Source organism: Arthrobacter sp. lap29, assembly GCF_032458965.1.
Taxonomy (GTDB): Bacteria; Actinomycetota; Actinomycetes; order Actinomycetales; family Micrococcaceae; genus Specibacter; species Specibacter psychrochitiniphilus.
In genome coordinates this window covers 491,323-517,714 of sequence record NZ_JAUCEK010000002.1, presented here as the reverse complement: position 1 = coordinate 517,714, position 26,392 = coordinate 491,323, and the positions used below count along the sequence as shown (strand labels likewise).

Sequence of the window (26,392 nt, the reverse complement as noted above, 5' to 3'; positions counted from 1 at the left end):
TCATGGGTTCCGCAGTACCTTTCGCATCTTGTAGTTGCTCAGCTCCACCCCTCGGAGGACCGTGTGTAGTTCTGCTTCCACTCTGAAGCTAAAGCGTTCGAAGAAGGGCCGGGCCGTATTGCTCACGTTCACATAAAGAGTGTGTGTTCCATTGCTGCGTGACTGAGCTTTTACGCACGCCAGAAGTTGCTGAGCCACTCCACGGCGCTGGTGGCGCGGGGAAACAAACATCATGTTCAGGTAACCGTCCACGGTCACATCCGAGAACCCGGCAATTTCACCGCCGATCCTGGCAACAATACTGTTCCGTGCCGCCATCGCAGCGTGCCAAATCTGCAGGACATCCCGCTCAGGCTGAGCCCACGCCTGTATTTGTTTCGGCATGTAATCTGCGGCGGCAGTCACGGTCACCGCCAAGATGAAGAAAGCCAGAGTTTCTGGCGCATCCGCAGGCTCCTACCCCCTGATGCTCACGGACTGGCCCTCGAAGGGCTGTTGAGACTCCATTACCTCAGTGTGCCAGTGCACTGACAGCGGGGGAAAAGGAATAGTTGGCAGCTAATTTCTGCGCAACTTAACTTCTGCTCCACTTTCGGGTCCAACTCTGCGCAGGCTAGTTGGCGAGTTTCGCCCGGCGCCTGCGAAGGTGCCACCATGGCGCCGCTGAACGAGCTACGCCTTGCTGGCAGCTGCCAGTGCGCACAGCGAAAGTCAGCATGGGCCATCACCTCGTGATTGCTCACTGCGACAACGTAAATACACAGCTGCAGACCGTTCACCGATCCCGGAGTTCTGGGCTCCCACGCTGGTGCGCTCATTGCGGTGGCAGCCTCACGGGCTTTCTTCCACTTCCCCAACCCTCCAGTGCACGTGGTGAGGGATTGCCGGCGCAGTGGGCGCATAGTTAGCGGTACCTGCAGTGGGCTGGCACACGATTCTGGTAACGATCTAGCCCGTTCTATGCTTTCCGTTCCCCGCCTACAACTTTAGGGTTGGCCTATGCGCCTGCCCCGAATATCACCTGCTTCACAATTGGTGTGGGTCTGCAGGGCTAGGATTGAAGCTGGCCGTTTCCACTACCTTCCGTAAGGAAAGCACATCATGCCCACCCCACATATGAACGTAGAGTCCTTCAACCTCGACCACCGCACGGTAGCGGCCCCCTACGTGCGCGTGGCCGACCGCAAGGAGCTGGCGCACGGCGATGTCATTACCAAATATGACGTGCGCTTCACCCAGCCCAATGTGGCCCATTTGGAGATGCCGGCAATCCATTCACTGGAACATCTGTTTGCCGAACACTCCCGGAACCACTCCTTTGCCGTGCTTGATTTCTCTCCCATGGGTTGCCAGACCGGCTACTATCTGATTTTGCAGGGTGAACCCGATCTGCCAGCCGTGATGGAGTTGATCGAGGCTACCCTGAGCGACGTCGTGGCAGCCACCGAGGTCCCTGCCGCCAACGAAATTCAGTGCGGCTGGGGAGCCAATCATTCCCTCGAGGGTGCCCAGGCGGCGGCCCGTGAATTCCTGGCCAAGCGTGACCAGTGGTCGCAGGTCAGCGCATGAGCCCGGTGGACTTCATCATCATTGCAGCTATGGACGAGGAAGTGGCCCCGTTCCTGGCACGCGCTACCTCCCATGGGGAAACAGTGCAGGTGGGCAACGCGATCCACCACCGGGTCACACTTGCTGGCCGAGACGCGCTGGTTGTCCGGGGTGGGGTTGGCCTAGTCAACGCAGCCTGTGCCGCCACCTCGGCCCTGCTGCTGGCCCACAAGAACACCGCCGGCGCCCCTGCCCCCCTTCTCATCAGCGCAGGCACCGCCGGCGGCTTGGGTGAGTACGTTCGGGTAGGCGACGTGGTGATCGCCACTGACACTATCAATGCCGACGCCGATGCCCGCGCCTTTGGCTACTTGCTGGGCCAAGTCCCTGGCATGCCAGTCTCTTACCCCGTGCCCGGGGCGCTCCGGCAGCTCAGCGCCGTCCAACCCAGTCAAGGCGGTTTGGTGCAGAGCATTCACCAAGGGTTAATGGTCTCCAGCTACACCTTCGTGGGCCACGAGCGTTCAGTGATTATCAAGGAAACGTTCGACGGCGTGCTGGCCACTGACATGGAATCCTCCGCCATCGCCCAGACCGCTTACTCCTTCAACGCCCCGTTCCTTGCGGTGCGCGGCGTCTCGGACTTGTGCGGACCTGCCTCTGACGCGGACTTCCTGGTCCACGTGGACGATGCCGCCGAGCGATCCGCCGAAGTTGTCATGGCCGTGGTTCAGTCATGGCTGGGCGCCGGTTCACCCCGCCCAGAGGCTGCTCCCACCACCTAACGCAGGCGCTGGGCGGGACCATCGCCTTGAACTAAGGTGGGCTCGATGGTGTTAGCCAGGGTTCCGATGCCGTCCCACGGCTCGGCGGCACCCAAACCCCGACGGCCTGCTCGCGCCGGATTGTTGCCCTGCCGGCAAGGAGCTTCCACGCCTTCTTTTTTGGTGCGAAGGGGTGTGCCCGGCGGTGCACGCCCTTAGTCTTAGGTGCAGGCAGTGACGCGCATCAGTTGGAAGGTAGGCGAGAGCCCCGTGGTTGGAATTCTCTGGTGGGCGGCCCTTCTCGCCGGTTTCGCTCTCCTTGCCCTAACGTGGAAGAGCCTCATCGGCACCCTGATCGTCACACGCCCGCACAATGACCGCATTTCCGATTCAGCCGCCCAGTTATCAACTGCGCTCTTTTCTCTGCTACGGCGGCCTGTGAAGAAATACCAGACCCTTGACAGGCTGCTGGCCTGGCAGGCGCCTCTGACACTGTTTATTCGGCTTGCCGTCTGGATGGTGCTGTTCTATTTTGCCTTTGCACTCATGCTTGTCCCCTTTGTCCATGGCGATCTGGCCCGGGCGCTGAGCGAATCCGGCTCGGGATTGTTCACGCTTGGTTACTCCCCGCCTGCCGGCCCCGGCAGCACAACGGTGGTTTATATGGCTGCCTTCACAGGGCTTGCTGTAGTGGCCCTGCAGATCGGGTATCTGCCAACCCTTTATGCAGCCGTCAACCGCAGGGAATCCGAGGTGACCTTACTTCGCTCCCGCGCGGGAACCCCGGCGTGGGGCCCGGAATTGCTTCTGCGCACAAGATTCGGGCTTTCTGGGCAAGGCAGCACCAAGGAACTTGAAGATCTCTACCGCTCATGGGAGCGGTGGGCGGCCGATGTTGCAGAGTCCCACAGCACCTACCTGACATTGTGCTGGTTCAGGTCCCCACTCCCGGACTCAAACTGGCTGATAGCCCTGCTTAGTGTCATGGACAGTGCGGCACTCCAGCTTTCCTTGAGCCCCAGCATCGCCCCCACCGTCAGAGCGCGGCTGCTGCTGCGCATGGGTTTTTCTTGTCTACAGCAAATAGCGGCCGCCATTTCCCTACCGGTAAACGACGACGTGGACCCAGACGGAGAAACCCAGCTGACCTTTGAAGAATTCAAAGAAGCTGTCAGCATGCTCAGCGCGGCTGGCTATCCTGTGGAGCAATCCGCGGAACAGGCGTGGCCACATTTTCGAGGCTGGCGGCTCAACTATGAGGACCTCGCCTACCGGCTGGCCAGGACGATCGATGCCCCGGCTGCCCTCTGGAGCGGCCCCCGCAGGCTGAGCTCAGCACCGAGTCCACCCAAACGCCCCGCCAACCGGGTGGCCTCCGATGCTGGCCCAGACGATCCCCAGCGCTACACCACGCGCCCATGAGCGAGCACAAGATGGTGGAACCTGTGAATCTAGCGGATCAGTCCCTATTCTTCCTGGCGGTCAAAGCGCCGGGGCAGGCTGGTGTGCCAGCTGTAGCGCGGTTCGTAGCCCAACAGGCGCCTCGCCTTTTCGATCGATAACAGGGTTTCCCGTCCCACAAGCTCACGGCGAAGCGGCACGTTCGGGAACACTTCCGCGGCGAGCTCGGCACTGGGCCGGAGCATAACGGTGTCGGCGTTGGCAATGATGAACGCCTCGAAACCGGGTTTCTCCCGATCAAGTGCCAGGGCCACAGCCTGCGCCCCGTCCCGCCCGTCAATGTAGCCCCACAAATTCCATTTGCGTGCCATCGGATCGGCGGCAAAATTTGGGAATGCCTCATAGTCCGACTCATCCATGACATTGGAAAACCGCAACGCCGAGATACTCAACTCCGGATCCCACCGCACCAGCTCACGGGCCAGCTGCTCCTCCAGATGTTTCACAAGCGAATACGTGCTCTCCGGACGGGCCGGATATTCCTCGTCAACGGGCAGGTAGGGCGGATCGATGTCAAAGGGTAGCCCCAGCACAGTCTCACTAGAGGCGTACACAATCCGCTTGACTCCGGCCCGCCGTGCCGCCTGAAACACGTTGTAGGTGGAGAGCATGTTGTTCTCGAACGTCGCAGCATCCGGGAGCAGCCCCGGTGCCGGGATAGCGCCAAGGTGCACCACGGCGTCGAACCCGCTATGCCTGTCATCAACTCCTAGGAGCGCGTCCAGCACCTGGCCGTAGTTGCGCAGGTCAACCATGAGGAAGTTTGGCCCACGCTCACCCACCCGATCCAGATTCAGCACCTCGTGCCCACCGCCGAGAAGCCCGCGAACCACGTGCCGGCCTAGTTTTCCGCTGCCACCAGTCACTGCAATTTTCATAAATCCACCTTTATTCTGACCAGCCCCACCATACTTTTGGCTCACCACAAATGAGCCGGACTGCTCACCAGCGTAGAACTTCCGCCCCGGCACGTCCACCATAGGCACCTGATGGCTTCCTGTAAATATGGCACCCCTGCGCCGTACTCTTCTCTAGCGCCGTTCAAGCTATGACTTGTCCTCCAATTCCAATACCATGCCCACAGAACGGGCCTGCAGCAGTTTCTTGCCACCCACACAGTCAACAAAGCCGAGGGCCACGAACCCCGCGACAGCCGGGCCCATAGTTCGGTTGGAACCACAGATGGGCGCGTGAGTGCCTCTGGTTTCATTGAGCTCTTGCGCACAGGCTCTGGCATTGAGGCAATGCGCCCACTGCCAGAAATTTCTGCTGAACTCTCTGCCCAGCGTGCAGAGCCGGTTGCCGCGCATTTTTCCGAGGGAGGTTCCGCGCAAAAGATTCCAATCCATCATCTCCTCACCGGCCGCGCATCGTCTCCCCCGGGGCTTCCTCACATCAAATTCTTGGTGGACAATGATGCCATGACGGAAATGTTTACAGCCCGCAGCCAAATCAAGTCCGAAGACCATGAAAGCGTAGAAGCGGCTGTCCGCAAGGCCACCGACGAGCTACTTAGCATCCTTGAGGCCCACGGAATCACCGCTACCTTTGCTGACATCGCCCAACTGGGGCATGCTGAATCCTGGGATGATGAAGGCCTGCGCTGGGCAGAAGTGAGCTGGCTGATCGAATCTAACGAGTGAGCCTCCGGTGACACGTCTGGAAGGGAAGTCCTCCTCCACGCTGCCTGATGGCGTCACATCTGATGCGCCCAACCAGGCTCAGCTATCCCTATTGAACGGGGCGTTCCGCCGTGCCATGCTGTGCAGATGCACCAGGAGGAATTATGCAGAAAATTGTGCCCAATATTTGGTGCCAAGGTAACGCGGACGAGGTAGGTAACTTCTACGCAGCCACCTTTCCGGACACATCCATGGAAGTGAGCGCCTCATACCCCGAGACGAACCTGCCGGACTTTCAACAGGCACTGGCCGGGCAGCCGCTGGTTGTCGATGTCACGCTCAGCGGATACAGAATCCGGCTGATCAATGCGGGAGGAGAATTCCGGCCCACACCAGCTATTTCCTTCATACTCAGCATGGATCCCGCCGCCCACGGTGGCGAAGCGGCCACGCGCGCAAACATCACGTCCATGTGGGCGGCGCTTGTAGATGGTGGCGAGGTGCGCATGGAGTTAGGCGAATATCCGCATAGCAAACTCTACGGCTGGGTGGAAGATCGCTACGGGGTGAATTGGCAAGTGATGATGACCGAGCCCACCCCGGAACCACGTCCGCTGGTAACCCCACAGTTCCTTTTTGCAGGGGACGCTGCTCAGGCGCAGCTAGCCATGGATCTGTACACCGGCCTCTTTCCTGGGGCGAGGACCGGGGTGGTGGTTCCGCACGAAGGAGGCAACGGCGCCATCGTGTTTGCTGAGTTCGCTTTAGCTGGTCAGTGGTTCTCAGCAATGGATGGTGGCGCAGATCATCACTTCACGTTCTCGCCAGGGATCTCGCTCGAGGTCGATTGCGCAGACCAAGAGGAGATCGACACCTTGTGGGAAGCACTGAGCGCGGTGCCCGAGGCAGAGCAGTGCGGTTGGCTGAGCGACCGCTTCGGCGTAAGTTGGCAAATTGTGCCTCAAAATATGGGCGAGTTGATGCAGCGCCCAGGGGCCTATCAAAGAATGCTTGCCATGAAGAAGATTGTAGTGGCAGATTTGTGAGCCGGAACTGGCGGTGACCGGAGGCGGCTCTGGGGCAGAGATAACCACGGTCAGGTAAGCGTCTAGTCCTGCACCACCCGATTAGTCCTCCACCACCCGATCCGGCAGCTCTGGGCGGGTCTTGGCTAGTTCAGCTTTTGATGGATCCCCGGCGCCGGATCCAGCCGATTGCTCCTGTTGCTACAAAGAGCACTAGCCCAATTATTGCCAGCCAAAAAAGACCCTTAACCGCGAATCCCAAGACTGCCAAGATAAGCCAAATAATCAACAATCCAACTATCAGTCCCACAGCGTCACACTCCCAAATTCAGTGTTTTTACTCCGGTACGCGGACGCCCCTATTTTACCTAGAGAGTGGCTGCTACCTGTGCCTTAAGGCTAGACTCCGGGCCGAACAATATCAATGAGCCGACGAGACTGAACTAAAGTGCTCGCGAAATCTCTGGCTCTCTAGGGCATGTTCGGGTGCTTTGGCGCGGTGTCATATGGAGTGCCATCCATACTCCGGTATTTTCCACCCCGGGCCATGGACGTCCTCTCAGTAGGTCGTTAGCATGAAAAACGGATCAGTTTTGAGCAAGCAAGTTTCTCATAAAAGTTTCATCCTCATAATTTCCAAGAACGTCAACCATTGAGAAGAAGGAACCCCATGAACCAGCATCAGTCCACTGAACCACAACCCCAAGTACCTGACCCGTTCCCGGGGAGCCCGCAGCCGGATTTTCCACTCGATCCAACCAAACCAGTGGAACCCTTGGAACCCAATGACCCCACCGCACCTGCCCCACCTGTGCCCGAACCAAATAATCCCAGCCAACCGGAACCATTTTTCCCGCCAGCTCCCTCGGTGATTTAACCACCTCTAAAGAACCAGTTATCTTCTCAATTCCGAGGATCTTTGCGTTGGCTTGAGTGGCTGCATGCAGTGCCCGTTCGGGTGAGGCTTTTCCATGGCGGATAGAAGAGTCGATGTCTCGCCACATGTTGTAATGCGTGAGGAACGTCAGCGCTGAATCTGTTCCCCTGCCAAGCATGATGTCATAGGGCCAAGTTATCTGCGTATCAAATTTTACGGGGGTGGGCAGGCCATGAATCCCCGCAGAAGATGGGCATGCTGGCTTCGTTCATCTCAGAAGTAACTGCGTGAGGGATTCCCCTTACGCCAGTAACACCTCCGGTAGCAGAAATTTTTACGGCTATAACGCCGTGGCACGGATTTAGCAGAACGTTCCTACGCGTTTCTTCGGGATTGTTACAGATCAGTACAATTTGTGGGCTCCGTGGCCTCCGGGATGGACAGCAGCGGACAGTAAGGAATCAGCGTGGGACCCAGAGAATCGCCACGGTCAATATCTTCCCCTACGCTCACTATCTCGTAGCCAGGCTCTCCGAAGCTACGGATGATTGTCACACCGGTGTTCATCCGGGTCAGCACCGCCTGTTTTGTCCGCCCCCTAAATCACCGATCACCAATGGGGCTACGCATGAAAATTGATACGAATTTCTCCGCCCGCCGGCGCATCAATCTATACGGTGCGATCTGCCAAGACGGTGTCTGCACGGCCTGTCGGTGATTGCCTTACTCTGATCATTGTGACTTACCCTCACGATTCAAGATTTCCCCGCTAGATGTAGTGAACCGAACACTATAAAATCCTGCAGCACTACGTGCCGGGGCGCTGCCCGCGGCTATTTTGAGATCATCATTTTGGGGTAGATCAAATATCGATAGCTCTATGACCACTCCATTCATCATGGTCAGAGTTCCGCCCGTTGCACTAGCTGGGGCCCCGATCATGAACAGGGCCCCGCCGTCTAGCTCTCCACCATTGCAGATCTGAATGCCGACGGGGGCGAGGACAGCGCCATTGCAATAATCGTGAAATTTACCGGTGACTGCGATTTCATAATCACCATCACGGTTCGGTTCCCCCGAGAGCCAAACGCTGGATTCATCCAGTGTTCCTACGTTATGGAAGTTCGCTGCCGCTAGTTCATCCTCCTGTGACGGGGCACAGCCAGCTAGCACAGAGAGAACAACCACCCCGGCCGTGATTTTGCTGGACATCCAGCGACTTGGAATCATTCACTATCCCCCACTTCCCTACAACCACCATAGACTGGGCACTCGAATTCAACGTCGATTTCGAGTGCAACACTGCTGGTTACGTAGTCACCGTCGCACAAGGCTGCCCTGCCACTGGGGCATCTGAAGAGTCCAAGTGCCTGTGTTCCACCTTTATGAAAGTGGGTTGCTGCGGTATTCGCCCCCGAAGACCGTACCGGCGCTGCTTGCCGTCATCCTCTCCCACCACCATGCCGAGGTGTTGGTCAGAGCAGGTACCGTGACGGTTCTAGATGAAGGTAAAATCAGCCAGCCGAAGTGGTCCCGTTGGTAAAGATTGTTGATGAAGAATCTCATCGAGGCAACGTCGCCACTTAGTGCTTGCTTCGAAGCCTGTTAATTCCTTGTACGGCAGCCGTAATTACCGAGCCAATGATGAAGCCGGCGAGGCAGGAGAACGCCGTATTAACGAGCCAACCCAGAACTGCGCCGGCGGAGCCGGTGGCATCATGGACCAGCATCTCCACGTGGTGAACGAACCCGTAGGGTGCATGCCAGCCCAAGTCATCCATACCTACTAAAATCAGGTGTCCGCCTACCCACAGCATGGCAACAATGCCCACCTTGCTCAGTATGGACATCACAATCGGCATCCCCTTGACCAGTCCACGGCCTACCTTTTGCGCAACGGCTGAACTCTTCTTGGCCAAGTGCAGGCCAATGTCATCCATCTTCACAATCAGGCCAACCACACCATAAACCACCACCGTCATGAGGAAGGCGATCAAGATGAGAATCAAGGTTCGGTTCAGGAAGCTCTCGTGGGCAACCTCGTTCAATGAGATGACCATGATTTCCGCGGAGAGCACCAGATCGGTTCGCACGGCAGCCCCAATAATGGCCTTTTCTTCACGTACCGCGCCGTTTGCACCTAGGCCATGAGGCTTGATCGCTCCCATGGCTTCAAGAATTTTCTCGGCACCTTCGAACACCAAGTACGCGCCGCCGATCATCAAGATCGGTGTCAAGGCCCACGGGGCAAACTGTGAAAGAAGCAAGGCCACCGGCAAGATAATCAGCAGCTTGTTCCGGATGGATCCAACCGCGATCTTCCAGATAATGGGAAGCTCCCGTTTTGGCGATAATCCTTCAACATACTGCGGGGTGACCGCAGCATCATCAACAACCACGCCAAGTGACTTAACGCTGGCCTTACCAGCTCCCAAGGCAATGTCATCAAGGGAAGCGGCCGTGACCTTCACAAGGGCCGCTACGTCATCCAGAAGTGCTACGAGGCCACCGGCCATGCCGAAACTCCTTGTGTAGTATTTTTTTGACTAACCGAACGTATCCAGTCGAAGGACTCCCCTGGGCTATGGGAAATCCATCAGAAGTTTACAGCCCAGCGCGTTCAGTGCGATGGGACGGGTCCCCGCGAGTTAGCCAAATCTCTTGACCGGCTTGTGTCCACTGTGACTAGGAATACCTCGATCCAAAGTATTTAGGCATACTGTATTAGTTATTTCGGCATGCCTAACTTAGGCTTTAGGCATGAGAGTAAATTACTTCAGATCTCCGCACCCCCTGCGGCTTTCCTTGGCAGCCGGGGCCCTCACGTGCGCATTGGCACTGACTTCCTGTGCCCCCACATCAAGTAACGTGGGTGTTGATGGCGAGAACCGCCCGGTGGTCCTGACCACTTTCACAGTCCTGGCCGACATTGCCGCGAACGTGGCGGGAAACAAACTCACGGTGGAATCCATCACTAAGGTGGGGGCGGAAATCCATGGCTACGAGCCCACGCCGGGAGACATCCGCAGGGCAGCCAAGGCAGATCTGATCTTGGATAACGGCTTGGGCCTGGAGGCATGGTTTGAAAAATTCGTTCAGGACCTCGACGCGCCCCATGCCGTGGTTTCCGATGGCATAGAGATCATGGAAATTGCCGAGGACAAGTACAAGGACCTGCCCAATCCACATGCCTGGATGTCACCATCCAACGTCCAGGTCTACGTGGAGAACATGGTCAAGGCCTTCACAAAGCTGGACCCAGCCAACGGCACCTACTACCAAGCCAACGGCGCTGCCTACAAGGACAAATTGCAAGACGTCCAGGACCAGCTCATCAGGGATCTCTCGGCACTGCCCACCAGCCAGCGGGCCTTGGTGAGCTGCGAGGGCGCCTTCTCCTACTTGGCTCGCGATGCCGGCCTGAGTGAAAGGTACATCTGGGCCGTCAACGCAGAACAGCAAGCCACGCCACAGCAAATCACCGGGGCCATTGACTTTGTGCGCCGCAACAATGTTCCTGCGGTCTTTTGTGAATCAACGGTCTCCGCCGCGCCCATGGAGCGAGTTGTCGAGGCCACCGATGCCGTTTTTGGTGGCACGCTCTACGTCGATTCCCTCTCCGAACCTGACGGGCCCGTACCCACCTATTTGGACTTGATCCGACACGACGCGAAGGTCATCACCGAGGGTCTGACCGGTGTCAGCAACGGTGTGTTGCCATGAGTGCTGCCATTGATGTTGACTCTGTCACCGTCAACTACGGAGACGTACCGGCGCTGGATGGCGCCACGCTGCGTCTGAACAAGGGCCGAATCTGTGGACTGGTGGGCATGAACGGCTCCGGAAAGTCCACTCTCTTCAAGGCCATTATGGGGCTGGTGAAGCCCGACGCCGGCACGGTCACCATCGACGGCGGCTCACCAGCTGCGGCCAGACGCAGCGGAGCTATCAGCTACGTCCCCCAAAGTGAAGACGTGGACTGGCAGTTCCCGCTCTCTGTGCATGAGGTAGTCATGATGGGCCGCTATGGTCATATGGGCATGACCCGGCGGCCGCACAAGAAGGACAAACTGGCCGTGGCAGAGGCCTTGGACCGCGTGGAGCTCTCCGACTTCGCGCAGCGGCAGATTGGACAGCTCTCGGGCGGGCAGCGAAAGCGAGCCTTCGTGGCACGGGGCATTGCTCAAGGCGCCACCACCCTATTACTGGACGAGCCTTTTGCTGGAGTCGACAAGCGCTCAGAAGCCACCATCTGCGCCCTATTGAAGGAACTAGCTGCTGATGGGGCCGCCATTCTGCTCTCAACCCACGATCTCCACGCACTGCCGGAACTGGCTGACGAGGCGGTGTTGATCATGCGACGCGTCCTAATGCACGGGGACCCCGCGGTGGTCCTGCAGCCGGAAAACCTTGCCCTTGCCTTTGGCTTAGACGTCATGAACCGAAACGAGATGGCTCTGTGAGTATTTTCGAGTTCCTACTGGATCCTTTCGACTTTGTCTTTATGCAACGTGCCCTGGCCGTTACGGTAATCGCCGCCGTGGTCTGCGCCGTACTGTCCTGCTGGCTAGTTCTCATCGGCTGGTCCCTCATGGGCGATGCCGTCTCGCACGCGGTCCTTCCCGGAGTTGTCTTGGCTTACATAGCCGGGGTGCCCTTCGCTGTCGGTGCGGTGTTGTTCGGGTTCCTGGCCGTTGGACTTATCGGGGCCGTGAGGGACACGAGCAGGGTCAAGGAGGACGCTGCAATCGGCATAGTTTTCACCACGCTCTTCGCTCTGGGCCTGGTCCTGATCTCGGTCACGCCCAGCCAGAGCGATCTCACCCACATTATTTTTGGCAACCTTCTGGGTCTGAGCCACGAGGATCTTTTTCAGGTACTGGTGCTCGGTACCATCACCTTGGTTATCCTTATCCTCAAACACCGCGACTTCACCCTCTTTGCTTTTGACCCAACCCACGCCCACGCAATTGGGCTCAACCCGCGCCTGCTCGGAGCCTTCCTGCTGGGGCTACTGGCGCTAACCTCAGTAGTGGCGTTGCAAGCCGTGGGCGTGGTGCTGGTAGTTGCCATGTTGATCATTCCGGGCGCCACCGCCTACTTGCTCACGGACCGATTCGGGAGGATGCTGGTTCTTGCGCCGACCATCTCAGCCGCGTGCGCCGTCGTCGGACTCTACGCGAGCTACTACCTGGATGCAGCCTCCGGCGGAATGGTGGTGTTGGTCCAGGGCGCGGCTTTTACGCTGGTCTACCTGTTTAGCCCGCGCCATGGCCTAGTAGCCACCCGGCTAGCCGCCGCCCGGCGGAGGAAGGCTGCATCCGCACCCGAACAGCCCGCAAGAACGCACACTCTAGCTGGCTAACTCAGGGCTTCACATACAGAATCTCTCCTGTTGACCTTCCGGTGTGCAAGTCCCAGTAGGCTTCGGCAATCAAATCGGGATCGAAGAAGGTCCCTGGCTGAACGGCGCCACCTATGGTCACCGTTCCAACCCTGATACCCTGCGTGGCGAGCTCATCGCCCAAGGTGAAGGTCAGGTTGCGGAGCCCGGCCTTGCTCATGGAGGCCGATGCCCTGGATGCAACAGGATTTAGAGCTAGCAATCCTCCCGTGAAAAGGATGGACCCTGTTCCACGTTCAATCATGGACGGAGCCACCAGCTGGGCGCAGCTCAGCGCCCCCACCACATTGATCGAAAAATCCCGGGCCAAATCCGAGGGGTCAAGAACGGTGGGGTTGGCAATGGTGTTGGCTCCGGCGTTGTAGACCAAGGCATCCAAGATTCCGTGTTCGGCGTGGATGCGGGCGAACGCCGTTTTCAGACTCTGCGCGTCGCTGGCATCAGCCACGATGCCGTGGGCTTCGATACCTGCATTCTTGAGCTCCGAAACGCGAAGCTGTAGTGACTGCAGGTTCCTCGCCAGCAGGATCACCGTGAAGCCGTTGGCACCAAACTTCCTGGCCACGCCGGCGCTTACGCCCGGACCGGAACCCATGATGGCCACAAACTTCTTGTTCATTTCTGCTGCTTTCATTTGATATGCCCGTGACGAGTTGATAACCAACGGAATGGAACTAAAGACGTTCAAGGCGTGGGCAGGCATTCCGAGTCATTCGCGTGGAGGGACTGAATTTTCAATGTATCACTGCAAAAGTACTTGTTTTGGAGCCCGTTGGCCCCTATCGGCAGATAGTTTGACTTCCGGCCCGGGCCCGCAGGAACCCTAGGCCCTATTCCCTTCTTGAGCGTGAGAATTTTCATCTGGCGGTTGAAATTTTTGTCAATAACCACGCCATCATTTTTGGGCACATGAGATTCCATCACGCGTCTTAGCGCACCTCGCCAAAGGTATATGTCAGCTTCTGCTGTATAGTCAGCGTATGCTGACTATTGCTTCCCGTGTTGATATCATGAACCGTTTGGGCCGCGCCATGTCGGATCCAACCCGCTCACGTATCCTGACGAGCCTGATCGAAGGCCCAGGATATCCGGGGCAGCTTGCCGTGGATTTGGGCCTGACCCGCTCCAATGTCTCGAATCACTTGAGTTGCTTGCGCGGGTGCGGCCTTGTTGCTGCTGTGCCGGAGGGACGGCAAACAAGGTATGAGATTGCTGATGAGCACCTCACTCGGGCATTGGTTGCTCTGGTGGATGTGGTGTTGGCAATAGACGACGGGCAGGGATGTCTTGAAGTGAATTGCGTTGTTCCGCTGTGTTGCGGCACCGAGGTTCAGGCATGAGGGTTCAGGCATGAGCCGGGAATGTTGCGGATCTGAGGAACCTGACACTCGGGGGAATGCCACAGTGCGCAACGTTGCTTCGGGAAGTGCGCACCCTAAGGCCGCCACCGCATCAGCAGCTCTTCTGGGATCACAGGAGTTGCCCCGCGACACCGGGGAAGCCCCTGAGGCATTCACGCCTTGGTGGCAGGACGTTCACCTTCTAGTCCCGATCTCCGCCGGGCTCCTGCTTGGCATGGGCTATGGCTTGGAGTGGGCGGGAAACAAGCCCGCTAATACTGTTGTTCTGGCAGGCAGCCTAGTATTGGGCGCCTCTACATTTATCCCCGGGGCAATGCGGCGGCTGCTGCGCGGGCGTTCCTCTTCTCCATCGCTGAAGCCTTGGAAGACCGAGCTCTGGATAGTGCCCGCCACGGGCTACGTTCTCTGCTGTCCCTAGTCCCCGAAACGGCAACCATTTCACGCAGTTCGGGGCAGGTGGTCATTCCCGCCCGCGAGATCCGCGTGTTGGATCGACTGGTTGTTCGCCCAGGAGAGCGGGTGGCAACTGATGCAGTGGTCACCTCCGGAAGATCCAGCCTGGACACGTCCGCCATCACGGGCGAGTCAATTCCTGTAGAGGTTGCACCTGGAGAAGCAGTGCCTGCCGGAGCAATCAATGGCAGTGGCAGCCTGGAACTGGAAGCGAGTGCGGACGGGTATGAGAATTCCCTAACAACAATTGTGCGGCTCGTGGAAAATGCACAAGCCCGGAAGGGCGAGCGTGCCCGGATCGCGGACCGCATTGCCCGCCCCATGATCCCCGTGGTCTTGATTGTGGCCGGGTTGGTGGCACTGCTTGGCTCCCTGTTGGGCGAACCGAGTATCTGGATTGAACGTGCCTTGGTTGTCCTAGTCGCGGCATCCCCGTGCGCTCTGGCCATTGCCGTGCCGGTGACAGTAATTTCAGCCATTGGTGCGGCCAGCCGTTTTGGGGTGGTGATAAAATCCGGCGAGGCTTTTGAACAGCTCGGTGCCGTGAAGCTGGTGGCGTTCGATAAAACAGGCACTCTGACACGCAACATGCCCGAAGTTGTTGCGGTGGAGACGGTACCTGGTACTGATCGCAGCAGAGTTCTCGCCGTGGCATCCGCGCTAGAAATGCACAGCACCCACCCACTGGCAGCAGCCATTCTTGCCGAAACACCCACACCTCCGCCAGCCACTGACATTTTTGAGACCCCCGGAGAAGGGATCCGCGGAAATCTTGAGGGGGTCCCGGCCAGAATTGGCAGCCCTCGCTGGGTGGCGCCCGGGGCGTTGGCCGCGGCGTGCAGGCGGCTCGAATCCGAGGGCATGACAGTCATTGTTGTGGAAATCGCCGGATCCCCGGCGGGGCTGATCGGCATCCGCGACGAACTCAAGCCTGAAGCCGCTACCGCCATTGCCGAGCTCAACGCCCAAGGGGTCAGTACCGTGATGCTGACAGGTGATAATACCCGGACCGCTCAGGCGTTAGCCAGCCAGGCGGGTATTAGTGAGTATCTGGCCGAACAGCTCCCGGCAGATAAGGCCTACGCTCTGGAGGCCTACTCCACCCGCTACCGGACAGCAATGATCGGTGACGGCATCAACGATGCCCCCGCCTTGGCAGCCGCTGATGTGGGGATTGCTATGGGCGCCACCGGCTCGGCTGCTGCGATCGAAACCGCTGCGGTAGCCTTCACGGGGACAGATCTGCGGCTGATCCCCCAAGCGCTGGCCCATGCCCGCCGCGGACGGCGCATCATGACGGCCAACATTGCACTAGCCCTATCCCTCATCATTATTCTGTTCCCTTTGGCTCTCTTTGGAGTGCTGGGCCTGGCCGGCGTAGTACTAGTTCACGAACTGGCCGAAGTAGTGGTGATTCTCAACGGGCTCAGGGCAGCGAAAGACCGCGCTGTACTGCCTGCACTGGGGACCCAAAAGCTGCTCACCCCGTCCGGGGCGTGATCGCCATCGCTTGCTGACAGGTGTTTTGCCACCGTGGATTGTGGGAACCCTGGCATAATACTCGGCCTTATTGGCGCAGGCTCGAGCTAGGCACTGCGGGAATAGATCAGGTGGCAGCTGGAGACCTCCTAGCCGTCTGAGACTAAAAGGTTCTCCGCGATCCTTGTCCACGTGGTTCGGGTATCCTCACTGGCCAGCATGGCACCTATGCCCAAGAACTAAAACGGGAGGCCTCATCAATACTGCGGGCACGGTCAAAGAGCTGAACTTTCGTCATGCTGTTTTGTGTTGTGCACTCAAAGGCGACGCTCATGAAAAGAAAATGCCAGCTGATGAGTGTTAGGACGCCAGCGCCTCATACCAGGGACACGATCCCTTATAAGAGCGTCAGTGCAAATCCCGCCGTCGCGGCGAGCACACAGGCCATCACAGTTCCCAAGGAATTGACCACCGCAAACCACGTCCGTCTGGACTGGATAAGCCTGACCGTTTCAAAGCTGGCTGTGCTGAACGTTGTGTAGCCGCCCAGCAGGCCAACCCCCAGAACTAGTCCCCAGCTCGAATCGGTGTAATGTCCAGCAACCAGACCAGTCAACAATCCCAGACACAGCGATCCACTGACGTTGATCAGTATGGTTCCCACTGGCAAAGCGGTGCGAGCCCGAGCCCTGACCAGCCCGTCAACAATAAACCTAAGACCGGCGCCAACACCCCCAGCCAGGGCAAGCAAAAGCACTGTCATTTGCTTTCCTTTCCGGTAATGGCCAAGACCCTACGGTTTCTAGCAGCAACGAAGCGATGATACTTTGCGCCCACCCAGATACCGAACAGCGCAGCCGCAACACCACCGACAATACTGAGGGCCACGTATGTCAGTGCTGCCACCGGTCTGTCGGCGTCGAAAAGGTGCATGGCGTCTACGGCCAGGGTGCTGTAAGTGGTAAAAGCGCCCATGAACCCTGTTCCCACCAAGAGCCGCACAAACCGTGACCAGCCTAGGTCTGGACCGCGCCGGGACAGTCCCTCAAGCAACGCACCCAAGGCAAAAGCACCGCATACATTAATCAACAAGGTCGGCAGCGGCCAACCGCCAGGGACAGGAAGAGTAATGCTGAGACCGTATCTGGCCAAAGCACCGAAACATCCCCCCAGCATGACAAGCACTACGAATCCCGGGTGAAGATGAATTGAACGGTGCCGCGGACCAGGAGTGTCAACATCGCTGTCAACTGGGAGGCTATCCATCCCCGGGAGTGACTCTGGTTCCATGTTTTCCGATCTTGCTAGTGCCATTGAGAAGCATCCCTTGCGGCGTGCGGATCCAGCGGAATCACCAACACAGGACGGAGCTGACGGTGGGTTAGATGCACAGCAACCGATCCTACGAGAAGTTGCTCCAAACGTGCACCCACCCCGCGCTCACGCGTTCCCACAACAATGAGGCAGGCAAAGACGTCCGCGGCGAGACGCCCCAGAGACCGGGCAGGCTCCCCAGCAAGACTCACAAAGGTCCATTTCACCTCGTCAGATCCCAGCTCCATGGCGATTACTTCCCGGATTGAGCTGGCCGTACCTTCGACGTCGTCCGGTTCATCTACCCCATCCGGATCGATCGGCGCCGATCTACTACCTGTTCCGTCATTGTCCTGGACCAAATACCGGGTGACATCCACGTAAGCAAACACGAGTTCTACGCCTAGACTGTACGCCAGATCCGCAGCTTGCCGGATCACGATCAGTGGCTGCCCTGGCACCACACCCACGAGAATGGGCCCCTTCAACGCAGTTCTGGACGCAGCCGCTGCCAATTCTTCAACCTTCTTTTGGTGATCACGCATCTCGAGTCCTTCCACTTTCCGTCAGGACGAGCCCGTAGGGCATCGTAGGGCTTGCATCAGCGATTTCCAGGAGCCGGTTGTATTTGGCTACTCGCTCCCCCCGGGCCGGCGCCCCGGATTTGAGTTGTCCACAGCCGGCGCCTACGGCCAGATCTGCCACAAAGGTATCCTCTGTCTCCCCGGACCGGTGTGAAACCATGGCGGAAAAGCCGCCCCGATCGGCAACGCTGAGCGTGTCAAGGGTTTCGGTCACGGTGCCGATTTGGTTGGGTTTGATTAAGACGGCGTTAGCTGCGACGGTGCTGATACCCTCGCGGACCCTGTCAGGATTGGTGACGAACAGGTCATCTCCAACAACTTGCACCCGCTGCCCCAGAGCCGCGGTTAGTTCCGGCCACCCGTGTGGATCATCCTCAGCAAGCGGGTCTTCTAGGCTGCGAATAGGGTAGTCCGTGATCAGCTTCTGGTAGTACCCAGTCATTTGTGTAGGTGTGAAGCTGCGCCCGTTGAACGCGTACGTGCCGTCATGGTAGAAGTAGTTTGCAGCCGGATCCAGGGCGATTGAGACACCCTCGAGACCCAGAGTGTAGCCTGCATCGACTATGGCGGCCGTGATCAAATCCAGGGCTTCTTCAGGCCGCGATATTTCAGGGGCATAACCACCCTCATCCCCCAGCCCCGTGGAGAGGCCCTTGCGCCGCAGTGTTGCACTTAGTGCATGGTAGATTTCCGTGCCCCACCGGATACCCTCAGCCAACGTGGGGGCACCGGTGGGGGCGATCATGAATTCTTGGAAAGCCAGCGGGTTGGCGGCATGGGCTCCCCCGTTGAGGACGTTAAAATGAGGGACAGGGAGGCGTTCCGCCTTTCCCAAAGTGTGTGCAATCCATGCGTGCAGTGGATGGCGGGAGTGAGCTGCAAAGGCCCGTGCGCTGGCCATGGAGACCGCAACCACGGCGTTAGCTCCTAACCGGGACTTCTCCGCCGTCCCATCCAAATCGCACAGAGCCTCATCCATACCCCGTTGGGCACTCCAGGACTGGGAAAGCAACAGCTGGCGAATCTCAGCATTGATACCGTCCACGGCTTTACTAACCCCGCGCCCGGAGTAGGCTTGGCCGCCGTCGCGCAGTTCCAGAGCCTCATGGGCGCCGGTGGATGCCCCGGAAGGTGCCGAGGCCGTGGCAATGGTTCCATCCTTAGATGTGAGGGTGACGCGCAGTGTTGGGTAGCCGCGTGAATCGAGGATCTGCAGTGCGTGGACGTCGGTGAAAGATAACTCAGTCATGGTGATTACTCCCGTGCGCGGTGGGGGTTGGCAAGGATTGTAAGAATCCTGTTTTCACGTGCCTCCGTCCATGGCCAGTACGCTCGCTGCGTGGGCTGCTGCGCCGGGGTTAAGATAAATCCCACCCCGAGGGCATGGCACGCAACCGGGCTGAAAGCTGTAGTGCAAGGGTTGCCCTGTAGGTAGATTTAGCCGCTCAACTTCATCCTCACTCAGGGAATCGATGAGCATGCACAGGGCGCGCAGTGAATTGCCGTGCCCAATCACCAAAACGTTGGAACCGGACACCAACGCAGGCCTCAGGATTTTGCTCCAGAGGCCCCGGACGCGTGTGACCACAGCATCTAGGGACTCTGTTTTCAAAATGGTGCTTGCTGGCATAGTAGCCAATGCCGGGCTGGCCCTGATGGACTCTAGTTGCCAGCCCGTCATGGGCGGAGGCGCCTGATGCATTGACCTGCGCCACTGGTGGAGGACCTCGGGGCCGAACTTACGCAGTAATTCTGTTCTGCTCCGCCCGGTCAAGGATCCGTAGTTACGTTCGTTGAGCTCCCACGCCCTCAACACAGGCACGGTGCCTGCCGTGAGCAGAGCGTTAACAAGATTGGCACTCTCCACAGCACGGCTCATGGTGGAAGAGAAAATTATTTGAGGGATAAATCCTAAGTCGGTGAGGGTTTCCCCAGCATGGCGGACTTCCTCACGGCCACGCGGTGTCAATACGGGATCAAGTAGGCCCGTAAAGCGACCCTGTGCATTGAGGGTGCTTTCTCCATGACGAAGAATAACAAGGGTGCCGACATTGGGCATAGCCCACCTACCTTTATCTAAGGTAGGAACCATCAGCCAGACGGCGGTTCGAGCTGCAGCTGCGCTCCGGCGGGATCCATCACCACTTTAGACTCTACCTTTTTTGCCGCAACTAACGCCAGCCTCCGCGTTGGTCCAGCAGAGATGCCCGCGGAGCTGCTACAGAAAGTCAGAGTGGAGCCGGTATTCTGGGTCCATGACTTTCAACGAAGGTGCGCGGCTAGACCCCTCGCAAGGTGAAGATAGGCGCGGCCGCGGCAGCACCGCAGGTAAGGGCCGAGGCGCAAAGGTGGGCTTGGGTCTAGGCGGTGGCATTGTGGTGTTGATCGGTGCGCTGCTGGGAATAAACCCTGATCTGCTCACGGCGTTGATAGGTGATACAGGCAACCAGCCAGCCATCGAAGCGTCCAATGGGTCCGCATTGGAGAGTTGCCGAACAGGTCAGGACGCCAATGAGCGCCTTGACTGCAGGATTCTTGGCACAGCCAATTCGCTCAATAGCTTCTGGCCCGGTTACCTGGACCAGTATGGGGTGGGCTATTCCCTTCCCAAGACAGTGATCTTCAGCGGAAGCGTCAGCACTGCGTGCGGCGCGGCCAGCTCAGCCGTGGGTCCGTTCTACTGCCCCGGCGACAACAACGCCTACTTTGACCCGGACTTCTTTGCCCAGTTGGAAACCCAATTCGGCTCCTCGGGCGGGCCGCTTGCTCAGGAGTATGTGGTTGCCCACGAATTTGGTCACCACATACAGAACCTGACAGGCACCATTGGCAAGGCCCAACAGGGCCCCAAGGGCTCACAATCCGCAGCAGTCCGCACCGAACTGCAAGCAGATTGCTACGCCGGCATCTGGATGCGTTATGCCTCATCCCAACCCGCCCCTGGCAGCAACCAACCCTTCTTGAAGCCGCTGACTCAAAACGATCTCAACGATGCTCTTTCGGCAGCGTCCTCTGTTGGGGATGACCGGATTCAGAAGGCCGCCACCGGGCGAACCAATCCGGAATCATGGACCCACGGCTCCAGCGAGCAGCGCCAAAAGTGGCTGTACAAGGGCTACCAAAGTACCGATATGGCAGCCTGCGATACGTTCTCAGTGCCGAAGGTATAGCCGCATTAACTGCAGACGCGCGCTACGATTCCCGGAGCGGGGATGGATTTCAAAGGTCGCTTAGCGACCGAAGAAATCTTACTGCCCGCGAGGGAACTGTAGCGCGCGTCTTATGTGGTGACTAGATGTTGAAGCCCAGGGCACGCATCTGGTCGCGACCGTCGTCTGTGATCCGTTCCGGACCCCACGGCGGCATCCACACCCAGTTGATGCGCCATTCGTCAACGATGGGGCTGAGGGAGTTCTCCACCTGCTCCTCGATGACGTCCTGCAAGGGGCACGCCGCCGTGGTGAGCGTCATGTCCAACAGCACGGCACCATCGTCGCCGTAACGCAGGCCATAGAGCAGGCCCAGATCCACAATATTGACACCCAGTTCGGGGTCAATAACGTCCATGAGCGCCTCCTCGATGTCCTCGAGAGCGGTTTGGCCAGCAACCGGGGCTGCGCTTGTTTCGCTGATGTCAGTCATGATTCCATCCTAACGGTCGGTGGAGTAGCCGGCGATTAAGCCGAAGCCGTCTCTGCAACCTGGTAGCGGTCGTAGCCTTCTTCTTCCAAGCGGTCGGCAAGCTCGGGGCCGCCCTGCTCGGCGATGGCACCGTCAACGAAAACGTGAACGAAGTCCGGCTTGATGTAGCGCAGGATCCGGGTGTAGTGAGTGATGAGCACAGTGCCCAAACCGCCGGTTTCGATGGAGCGGTTGACACCCTCGGAGACAATCTTCAGCGCATCAACGTCAAGGCCTGAGTCGGTCTCATCAAGGATTGCGAACTTGGGGTGCAAGAGTTCGAGCTGGAGAATTTCGTGACGCTTCTTCTCGCCACCGGAGAAGCCTTCATTGACGTTGCGCTCGGCGAACTCAGGCTCGATGCGCAGTTTCGCCATGGCAGCCTTGACGTCCTTGGTCCAGGTGCGCAGCTTGGGAGCTTCGCCGTCGATTGCCGTCTTGGCGGTGCGTAGGAAGTTGGTCATGGTGACGCCGGGGATTTCCACGGGGTACTGCATGGCCAGGAACAGTCCGGCACGGGCACGCTGGTCAACACTCATCTGAAGAACATCTTCGCCGTCGAGGGTGATGGAGCCGCTGTCAACGGTGTAGCGGGGGTGCCCGGCAATGGTTGCCGCAAGGGTGGACTTGCCTGAGCCGTTGGGGCCCATGATGGCATGTGTTTCACCGGTGTTGATGGTCAGGCTGACACCCTTGAGGATGGCCTTGACGCCCTGCTCGGTCTCAATACTGACGTGCAGGTCCTTGATTTCCAGAGTAGACATACTCTATTTTCTCCTAAGAATTTTTGTATCTGTGGGCGAGCGACGCTACTGCGTGCTGACACCATTAAGAATGTTGGTGACGTCCACATAGACGTCGTCACCATGAACGGTCAATGAAAAGACAGGCACGGGCTCGAATGCGGGCAAGGTCAGCGGTTGACCTGATGTTAGGTCGAAAGAGCTGCCATGCGCCCAGCATTCAATGGTGCGCTCCTCCACGTCGCCTTCGCTGAGGGATATCTCTGCGTGTGAGCAGGTGTCCCCGATGGCATGAAGCTCCCCATAGGAGTCACGCACAATGGCGATGGGGTAATCGTCCACCTCAACTAAGAAGGCGGACTTCACCTCTACATCACTGTCCTTGCAGACAATGACGCCGGCGGGCGCGGAGGAATCACTCACAGTGCGGTCGCCTCAAGTTCACGTTCAACGGTCTCGCGCAGGCGCTCTTCAAGAGCCGGCACCTTGATCTGTTGGATGACCTCGTTCAGGAAGCCACGGACCACCAGACGGCGGGCCGATTCCTCGTCAATGCCACGAGCCTGCAGGTAGAACAGCTGCTCATCATCAAAGCGTCCCGTGGCACTTGCGTGTCCGGCACCCTCGATCATGCCTGTCTCGATTTCCAGGTTGGGCACGGAATCCGCACGGGCGCCCTTGGTCAGAATCAGGTTACGGTTCATCTCATAGGTGTCAGTACCTTCAGCCTGCTTGCGGATCAGCACGTCGCCAATCCATACGGCGTGAGCATTCTCGCCCTGCAGGGCACCCTTATAGGTAACGCGTGACTTGCAGTTCTTGGTGGAGTGATCCACAAAGAGGCGCTGTTCCAAGTGCTGACCCGCATCAGCGAAGTAGAGGCCGTACATTTCTACCTCGGCACCGGTGCCGCTGTAGCGCGCGGCTGGGGTGGTGCGCAGCAAATTGCCGCCGAGGTTGATGACCACGTGCTTGACTTTCGCATCGCGGCCCACCTTGATGTGCTGAGCGCTGGCGTGCACGGCGTCGTCGTTCCAATCCTGGATGCTGACAACAGTCAAGTTGGCACCATCTTCGACAAGGATCTCCACGTTCTCCGAGAGCACTGCGGTGCCGCGGTGGTCAAGGACAACAACACCCGTGGCGAACTTCTTGGCGTGAACCACAATATGTGAGGCTGCGGGAATCTCGCCCTGGCCCGTCAGGGTCAAGGTGGTGACGTTCTCGGAATTGCCAACAAATTCAGCAGGCAAGGTGACAACGGTAGCTTCGGCAAAGTTTTCCCACGCGGCCGCGGCAACGCGGTCCTCGGGGATGCCTGCGGAACCGATGCGTGAGTCCTCGCGGCCCACGGTCTCAACCGTGACGCCGTCTGGCTTGTTGACTTCTACCAGCGGGGCGGGACCGTTAAGTTCTTGGCCCTTGACGCCAACACGATCAAGTCCGCGCATGCGCTTGAGCGGGGTGAAGCGCCATTCTTCTTCTCGACCCGTGATGACGGGGAAGTCGGCCAGCTTGTAGGAGGTCAGGCGGCCTGCGCGAGAGGAATCGGGAACGCCGACTCCTCCGCCATGACTGTCGCCACCGTGGCTGTGGGCCTTGGCAGCGGCGCCGCCCAGGGGGCCACTTTCAGGGTTGATCTCGGAGAGGCTTTCGCCTTCTTCGGTCATGCCCTTGATGAAGCCCTGCGTCCATACTTCGCCGGTTGTCTTTTCTTCTGTGAGCTCGGTCATTTAACCGACGGCCCCTTCCATCTGCAGTTCGATCAGGCGGTTCAGTTCAAGCGCGTATTCCATGGGGAGTTCCTTGGCGATCGGCTCGATGAAGCCGCGCACAATCATGGCCATGGCCTCGTCCTCGGGCATGCCGCGGGACTGCAGGTAGAACAACTGCTCTTCGCTGACCTTGGACACGGTGGCTTCGTGACCCATGGAGACTTCGTCTTCACGAACGTCAACATAGGGGTAGGTGTCCGAGCGGGAGTAGTTATCAACCAGCAGGGCATCACAGCGAACCGTGTTGGCCGAGTGGTGTGCACCCTCGCGGATCTGGACCAGGCCACGGTAAGCTGCGCGGCCACCGCCACGGGCGACCGACTTGGAGATGATGGAGGACTGCGTGTTAGGCGCAATGTGAACCATCTTGGAGCCGGTGTCCTGGTGCTGGCCTTCGCCGGCAAACGCAACCGAGAGCGTCTCGCCCTTGGCATGCTCGCCCACCAAGTAAACAGCCGGGTACTTCATGGTGACCTTAGAGCCGATGTTGCCATCAACCCATTCCATGGTGGCGCCTTCGTGTGCAATGGCCCGCTTGGTGACCAGGTTGTACACGTTGTTGGACCAGTTCTGGATGGTGGTGTAGCGAACGCGGGCGTTCTTCTTGACCACGATCTCGACAACGGCCGAGTGCAGGGAATCCGAGGTGTAGATCGGTGCCGTGCAGCCTTCGATGTAGTGCACGTAGCTGTCTTCATCGGCAATGATGAGCGTGCGCTCAAACTGGCCCATGTTCTCGGTGTTGATACGGAAGTACGCCTGCAGCGGGATTTCCACGCGAACGCCCTTGGGGACGTAAACGAAGGAACCGCCGGACCAGACTGCCGTGTTCAATGAGGCGAACTTGTTATCGCCCACAGGGATCATGGTGCCAAAGTACTCCTGGAAAATCTCCGGGTGTTCCCGCAGGGCAGTGTCGGTGTCGGTGAAGATGACGCCCTGCTCCTCTAGGTCCTCGCGGATCTGGTGGTACACAACCTCGGACTCGTACTGGGCGGTGACGCCACCCACCAAGCGGTTGCGCTCGGCTTCCGGGATACCCAGCTTCTCGTAGGTGTTCCGGATGTCCTCGGGGAGCTCTTCCCAGCTGCCAGCCTGCTTCTCCGTGGAGCGCACAAAGTACTTGATGTTATCGAAGTCAATGCCGGAGAGGTCTGCACCCCAGGTGGGCATGGGCTTGCGATCAAAGTACTTCAAACCCTTCAGGCGCATATCCAGCATCCATGCTGGTTCGCCCTTCTTGGCCGAGATATCACGAACGACTTCTTCGCTGAGGCCGCGGCGTGCGTTATCGCTGGCCTCGTTTTTGTCGGACCAGCCGAACGCGTAATTTCCCAAACCATCCAGTTCGGGGTTTCTTTCGAGGATGTCGTGGTTGGTGGCATCCACCACGTCACCATGAGCGCTTACATCCTGCGCTAATTGATCCGTCATCACGGCCTTTCTTGCTGATGTTTGGAAATTGAGTCCACGGGGCTTTTCATGCCGGCAGGTATGACCGCTAGTTTGCGGACCACTGCCCGCCCCGTTGGCACATGTGTAGTGCACACGTGCCCCCCACTTGCCATAGTGGAGAGCCTGCGCACGTCGACGCCAATCAACCGGGAGAAAACCTCGGTCTCGGCATCGCAAAATTGAGGAAAGGAACTGGCAAGTTCCTGAATGGGGCAATGCCCCTGGCACAACTGCTCCGCTGCCATGGCGCTTCCGCTGTTGAGCGAGTTTGAGGTGGCAACGAAGCGATCCGCGTTCAGCGCCGCCGCCAAGGCCTTGGAGCGTGCGGCTACGTCCATGCCAGCAGCATCTACGAGCGGTTGGTACTTCGCCTCCATGCGGGCAAAGCGACGTTGAGCAAAATCCACTACACCTGCGTCACCCCGAAGCTCGGAGATCTCATTGAGTGCCTGTGCGGCAATCTGCAGATAATCCTCACCGATCTCTGTCTGGCCACGCCGTGAGACAACATAGCGGCGGGCAGGACGGCCGGCACCGCTTTTTGCGTTGCTGACCAGCTTGACCTCTATGAGTCCTTCACGAGTCAAGGTATCCAGGTGCCGGCGAACGGCTGCGGGCGTCAGTCCCAAGACGGCACCCAATTGGGCTGCGCTGACAGGACCTTGTTCCAGGACGGCAGTCATGACACGGTCTCGGGTACGTTCATCAGGTTCGGCGCCGGGCGCAAGCCCACGCGTTACTGGCTGATTCATTGACACCTCCACGCAGTCGATATTTCGCACACCATTAGATAAGACAAGTATGCCGTAATTGAGGAGTCACTGCCACTAAGGTGAGCCTACCCAC

At 58.5% G+C, this 26,392-nt stretch carries 29 protein-coding genes, 1 pseudogene and 1 riboswitch; of the genes and pseudogenes, 12 read left to right on the top strand and 18 right to left on the bottom strand.

The window, feature by feature from the left end:
• Window positions 1–405, bottom strand: coding sequence for a GNAT family N-acetyltransferase (locus RY113_RS05470; RefSeq protein ID WP_315913789.1), 405 nt, complete (start codon window positions 403–405; stop codon window positions 1–3).
• Between the two features lie 696 nt (window positions 406–1,101).
• Here RY113_RS05470 and RY113_RS05465 point away from each other — a divergent pair.
• A complete protein-coding gene (locus tag RY113_RS05465) occupies window positions 1,102–1,569 on the top strand; it encodes an S-ribosylhomocysteine lyase (RefSeq protein ID WP_110106915.1) in 468 nt (155 codons plus the stop codon).
• Window positions 1,566–2,333, top strand: coding sequence for a 5'-methylthioadenosine/S-adenosylhomocysteine nucleosidase (gene mtnN, locus RY113_RS05460; RefSeq protein WP_110106916.1), 768 nt, complete (start codon window positions 1,566–1,568; stop codon window positions 2,331–2,333). The genes RY113_RS05465 and mtnN overlap by 4 nt, the downstream gene beginning before the upstream one ends.
• Here the strand turns inward: mtnN and RY113_RS05455 are convergent.
• Window positions 2,330–2,482, bottom strand: a complete 153-nt coding sequence (locus RY113_RS05455; protein ID WP_170120988.1) for a hypothetical protein — start codon at window positions 2,480–2,482, stop codon at window positions 2,330–2,332. The two genes, mtnN and RY113_RS05455, sit on opposite strands and share 4 nt — an antisense overlap.
• 64 nt (window positions 2,483–2,546) lie before the next feature.
• Here RY113_RS05455 and RY113_RS05450 point away from each other — a divergent pair, with 64 nt between their 5' ends.
• Window positions 2,547–3,734 carry a hypothetical protein gene (locus RY113_RS05450; protein WP_315913788.1) on the top strand — a complete coding sequence of 396 codons (1,188 nt, stop codon included), beginning with the start codon at window positions 2,547–2,549 and terminating at the stop codon, window positions 3,732–3,734.
• Window positions 3,735–3,778: 44 nt separating this feature from the next.
• Here the strand turns inward: RY113_RS05450 and RY113_RS05445 are convergent, their stop codons facing one another.
• A complete protein-coding gene (locus RY113_RS05445) occupies window positions 3,779–4,651 on the bottom strand; it encodes an NAD(P)-dependent oxidoreductase (RefSeq protein WP_315913787.1) in 873 nt (290 codons plus the stop codon).
• Window positions 4,652–4,963: 312 nt separating this feature from the next.
• Between RY113_RS05445 and RY113_RS05440 the strand changes: the two genes are divergently transcribed.
• Both RY113_RS05440 and RY113_RS05435 read left to right on the top strand, forming a co-directional pair.
• Window positions 4,964–5,416 carry a hypothetical protein gene (locus tag RY113_RS05440; protein ID WP_110106917.1) on the top strand — a complete coding sequence of 151 codons (453 nt, stop codon included), beginning with the start codon at window positions 4,964–4,966 and terminating at the stop codon, window positions 5,414–5,416.
• A 143-nt stretch (window positions 5,417–5,559) separates the two neighbouring features.
• Window positions 5,560–6,441: a VOC family protein gene (locus RY113_RS05435; protein ID WP_315913786.1), complete on the top strand. Its 882-nt coding sequence runs from the start codon at window positions 5,560–5,562 to the stop codon at window positions 6,439–6,441.
• Between the two features lie 1,252 nt (window positions 6,442–7,693).
• Here RY113_RS05435 and RY113_RS05430 read toward each other — a convergent pair.
• Together RY113_RS05430 and RY113_RS05425 are read right to left on the bottom strand one after the other, a co-directional pair.
• Window positions 7,694–7,852 (bottom strand): hypothetical protein, encoded by a 159-nt coding sequence (locus tag RY113_RS05430; RefSeq protein WP_315913785.1) that lies wholly within the window; start codon window positions 7,850–7,852, stop codon window positions 7,694–7,696.
• Between the two features lie 177 nt (window positions 7,853–8,029).
• Window positions 8,030–8,509 carry a hypothetical protein gene (locus tag RY113_RS05425; RefSeq protein ID WP_315913784.1) on the bottom strand — a complete coding sequence of 160 codons (480 nt, stop codon included), beginning with the start codon at window positions 8,507–8,509 and terminating at the stop codon, window positions 8,030–8,032.
• Between the two features lie 154 nt (window positions 8,510–8,663).
• Between RY113_RS05425 and RY113_RS05420 the strand changes: the two genes are divergently transcribed.
• Window positions 8,664–8,840 (top strand): hypothetical protein, encoded by a 177-nt coding sequence (locus RY113_RS05420; protein ID WP_170120990.1) that lies wholly within the window; start codon window positions 8,664–8,666, stop codon window positions 8,838–8,840.
• 40 nt (window positions 8,841–8,880) lie between these two features.
• Here RY113_RS05420 and RY113_RS05415 read toward each other — a convergent pair whose 3' ends face one another.
• Window positions 8,881–9,813, bottom strand: a complete 933-nt coding sequence (locus RY113_RS05415; RefSeq protein WP_110106921.1) for a DUF808 domain-containing protein — start codon at window positions 9,811–9,813, stop codon at window positions 8,881–8,883.
• 244 nt (window positions 9,814–10,057) lie between these two features.
• Between RY113_RS05415 and RY113_RS05410 the strand changes: the two genes are divergently transcribed.
• Genes RY113_RS05410 through RY113_RS05400 form a run of 3 tightly spaced genes read left to right on the top strand, consistent with a single transcriptional unit; the run spans window position 10,058 to window position 12,662 of the window.
• On the top strand, window positions 10,058–11,020 hold the full coding sequence (locus RY113_RS05410) for a metal ABC transporter substrate-binding protein (protein WP_315913783.1): 963 nt from the start codon (window positions 10,058–10,060) through the stop codon (window positions 11,018–11,020).
• Window positions 11,017–11,760, top strand: coding sequence for a metal ABC transporter ATP-binding protein (locus tag RY113_RS05405; RefSeq protein ID WP_315913782.1), 744 nt, complete (start codon window positions 11,017–11,019; stop codon window positions 11,758–11,760). The genes RY113_RS05410 and RY113_RS05405 overlap by 4 nt, the downstream gene beginning before the upstream one ends.
• Window positions 11,761–11,801: 41 nt before the next feature.
• Window positions 11,802–12,662 carry a metal ABC transporter permease gene (locus RY113_RS05400; protein WP_211315147.1) on the top strand — a complete coding sequence of 287 codons (861 nt, stop codon included), beginning with the start codon at window positions 11,802–11,804 and terminating at the stop codon, window positions 12,660–12,662.
• Between the two features lies 1 nt (window position 12,663).
• Here the strand turns inward: RY113_RS05400 and RY113_RS05395 are convergent, their stop codons facing one another.
• Window positions 12,664–13,320, bottom strand: a complete 657-nt coding sequence (locus RY113_RS05395; RefSeq protein WP_315913781.1) for an SDR family NAD(P)-dependent oxidoreductase — start codon at window positions 13,318–13,320, stop codon at window positions 12,664–12,666.
• 361 nt (window positions 13,321–13,681) lie between these two features.
• Here RY113_RS05395 and RY113_RS05390 point away from each other — a divergent pair, with 361 nt between their 5' ends.
• Complete coding sequence (locus RY113_RS05390; protein WP_110106927.1) at window positions 13,682–14,041, top strand: helix-turn-helix transcriptional regulator; 360 nt, start codon at window positions 13,682–13,684, stop codon at window positions 14,039–14,041.
• A 10-nt stretch (window positions 14,042–14,051) separates the two neighbouring features.
• A pseudogene (locus RY113_RS05385) lies at window positions 14,052–16,015 on the top strand (heavy metal translocating P-type ATPase).
• Window positions 16,016–16,391: 376 nt separating this feature from the next.
• Here RY113_RS05385 and crcB read toward each other — a convergent pair.
• Genes crcB through RY113_RS05360 form a run of 5 tightly spaced genes read right to left on the bottom strand, consistent with a single transcriptional unit; the run spans window position 16,392 to window position 19,951 of the window.
• On the bottom strand, window positions 16,392–16,757 hold the full coding sequence (gene crcB, locus RY113_RS05380; protein WP_315913780.1) for a fluoride efflux transporter CrcB: 366 nt from the start codon (window positions 16,755–16,757) through the stop codon (window positions 16,392–16,394).
• Window positions 16,754–17,260, bottom strand: coding sequence for a CrcB family protein (locus RY113_RS05375; protein ID WP_179442413.1), 507 nt, complete (start codon window positions 17,258–17,260; stop codon window positions 16,754–16,756). Before RY113_RS05375 ends, crcB begins: the two co-directional genes overlap by 4 nt.
• A gap of 38 nt (window positions 17,261–17,298) precedes the next feature.
• A complete protein-coding gene (locus RY113_RS05370) occupies window positions 17,299–17,853 on the bottom strand; it encodes a universal stress protein (protein ID WP_315913779.1) in 555 nt (184 codons plus the stop codon).
• Window positions 17,846–19,141: a phosphopyruvate hydratase gene (gene eno, locus RY113_RS05365; RefSeq protein WP_315913778.1), complete on the bottom strand. Its 1,296-nt coding sequence runs from the start codon at window positions 19,139–19,141 to the stop codon at window positions 17,846–17,848. Before eno ends, RY113_RS05370 begins: the two co-directional genes overlap by 8 nt.
• Window positions 19,142–19,195: 54 nt before the next feature.
• Entirely contained in the window at window positions 19,196–19,951 is a 756-nt protein-coding gene (locus RY113_RS05360) for a 2,3-diphosphoglycerate-dependent phosphoglycerate mutase (RefSeq protein WP_315913777.1), read from the bottom strand.
• Window positions 19,952–19,967: 16 nt separating this feature from the next.
• A riboswitch (Fluoride riboswitch) is annotated at window positions 19,968–20,044 on the bottom strand.
• A gap of 103 nt (window positions 20,045–20,147) precedes the next feature.
• Here RY113_RS05360 and RY113_RS05355 point away from each other — a divergent pair.
• A complete protein-coding gene (locus RY113_RS05355) occupies window positions 20,148–21,062 on the top strand; it encodes a neutral zinc metallopeptidase (protein WP_110106933.1) in 915 nt (304 codons plus the stop codon).
• Window positions 21,063–21,183: 121 nt separating this feature from the next.
• Here the strand turns inward: RY113_RS05355 and RY113_RS05350 are convergent, their stop codons facing one another.
• From RY113_RS05350 to RY113_RS05325, 6 genes are read right to left on the bottom strand one after another with little or no spacing between them, the layout of a single operon-like run.
• A complete protein-coding gene (locus RY113_RS05350; RefSeq protein WP_110106934.1) occupies window positions 21,184–21,534 on the bottom strand; it encodes a metal-sulfur cluster assembly factor in 351 nt (116 codons plus the stop codon).
• Window positions 21,535–21,569: 35 nt separating this feature from the next.
• Window positions 21,570–22,337 carry a Fe-S cluster assembly ATPase SufC gene (gene sufC / locus RY113_RS05345; RefSeq protein ID WP_110106935.1) on the bottom strand — a complete coding sequence of 256 codons (768 nt, stop codon included), beginning with the start codon at window positions 22,335–22,337 and terminating at the stop codon, window positions 21,570–21,572.
• 45 nt (window positions 22,338–22,382) lie between these two features.
• Complete coding sequence (locus RY113_RS05340; RefSeq protein ID WP_110106936.1) at window positions 22,383–22,739, bottom strand: non-heme iron oxygenase ferredoxin subunit; 357 nt, start codon at window positions 22,737–22,739, stop codon at window positions 22,383–22,385.
• On the bottom strand, window positions 22,736–24,049 hold the full coding sequence (sufD, locus tag RY113_RS05335) for a Fe-S cluster assembly protein SufD (protein ID WP_110106937.1): 1,314 nt from the start codon (window positions 24,047–24,049) through the stop codon (window positions 22,736–22,738). The genes RY113_RS05340 and sufD overlap by 4 nt, the downstream gene beginning before the upstream one ends.
• The gene (gene sufB / locus RY113_RS05330) at window positions 24,050–25,525 is read right to left on the bottom strand and encodes a Fe-S cluster assembly protein SufB (protein WP_110106938.1); all 1,476 of its coding nucleotides are present in this window, start codon (window positions 25,523–25,525) and stop codon (window positions 24,050–24,052) included.
• Window positions 25,525–26,298, bottom strand: a complete 774-nt coding sequence (locus tag RY113_RS05325) for a helix-turn-helix domain-containing protein (RefSeq protein ID WP_315913776.1) — start codon at window positions 26,296–26,298, stop codon at window positions 25,525–25,527. Before RY113_RS05325 ends, sufB begins: the two co-directional genes overlap by 1 nt.
• Between the last annotated feature and the right edge of the window lie 94 nt (window positions 26,299–26,392).

Bases quoted from the DNA above. Each gene is read 5' to 3' on its own strand.
- sufC (WP_110106935.1), bottom strand. From the start codon at position 22,337: ATGTCTACTCTGGAAATCAAGGACCTGCACGTCAGTATTGAGACCGAG.
- RY113_RS05405 (WP_315913782.1), top strand. From the start codon at position 11,017: ATGAGTGCTGCCATTGATGTTGACTCTGTCACCGTCAACTACGGAGAC.
- eno (WP_315913778.1), bottom strand. From the start codon at position 19,141: ATGACTGAGTTATCTTTCACCGACGTCCACGCACTGCAGATCCTCGAT.
- RY113_RS05325 (WP_315913776.1), bottom strand. From the start codon at position 26,298: ATGAATCAGCCAGTAACGCGTGGGCTTGCGCCCGGCGCCGAACCTGAT.
- sufB (WP_110106938.1), bottom strand. From the start codon at position 25,525: ATGACGGATCAATTAGCGCAGGATGTAAGCGCTCATGGTGACGTGGTG.
- sufD (WP_110106937.1), bottom strand. From the start codon at position 24,049: ATGACCGAGCTCACAGAAGAAAAGACAACCGGCGAAGTATGGACGCAG.
- RY113_RS05370 (WP_315913779.1), bottom strand. From the start codon at position 17,853: ATGCGTGATCACCAAAAGAAGGTTGAAGAATTGGCAGCGGCTGCGTCC.
- RY113_RS05375 (WP_179442413.1), bottom strand. From the start codon at position 17,260: ATGGATAGCCTCCCAGTTGACAGCGATGTTGACACTCCTGGTCCGCGG.
- RY113_RS05400 (WP_211315147.1), top strand. From the start codon at position 11,802: ATGCAACGTGCCCTGGCCGTTACGGTAATCGCCGCCGTGGTCTGCGCC.
- RY113_RS05355 (WP_110106933.1), top strand. From the start codon at position 20,148: ATGACTTTCAACGAAGGTGCGCGGCTAGACCCCTCGCAAGGTGAAGAT.
- RY113_RS05410 (WP_315913783.1), top strand. From the start codon at position 10,058: ATGAGAGTAAATTACTTCAGATCTCCGCACCCCCTGCGGCTTTCCTTG.
- RY113_RS05445 (WP_315913787.1), bottom strand. From the start codon at position 4,651: ATGAAAATTGCAGTGACTGGTGGCAGCGGAAAACTAGGCCGGCACGTG.
- RY113_RS05415 (WP_110106921.1), bottom strand. From the start codon at position 9,813: ATGGCCGGTGGCCTCGTAGCACTTCTGGATGACGTAGCGGCCCTTGTG.
- RY113_RS05395 (WP_315913781.1), bottom strand. From the start codon at position 13,320: ATGAACAAGAAGTTTGTGGCCATCATGGGTTCCGGTCCGGGCGTAAGC.
- RY113_RS05425 (WP_315913784.1), bottom strand. From the start codon at position 8,509: ATGTCCAGCAAAATCACGGCCGGGGTGGTTGTTCTCTCTGTGCTAGCT.
- RY113_RS05390 (WP_110106927.1), top strand. From the start codon at position 13,682: ATGCTGACTATTGCTTCCCGTGTTGATATCATGAACCGTTTGGGCCGC.
- RY113_RS05360 (WP_315913777.1), bottom strand. From the start codon at position 19,951: ATGCCCAATGTCGGCACCCTTGTTATTCTTCGTCATGGAGAAAGCACC.
- RY113_RS05350 (WP_110106934.1), bottom strand. From the start codon at position 21,534: ATGACTGACATCAGCGAAACAAGCGCAGCCCCGGTTGCTGGCCAAACC.
- crcB (WP_315913780.1), bottom strand. From the start codon at position 16,757: ATGACAGTGCTTTTGCTTGCCCTGGCTGGGGGTGTTGGCGCCGGTCTT.
- RY113_RS05465 (WP_110106915.1), top strand. From the start codon at position 1,102: ATGCCCACCCCACATATGAACGTAGAGTCCTTCAACCTCGACCACCGC.
- mtnN (WP_110106916.1), top strand. From the start codon at position 1,566: ATGAGCCCGGTGGACTTCATCATCATTGCAGCTATGGACGAGGAAGTG.
- RY113_RS05435 (WP_315913786.1), top strand. From the start codon at position 5,560: ATGCAGAAAATTGTGCCCAATATTTGGTGCCAAGGTAACGCGGACGAG.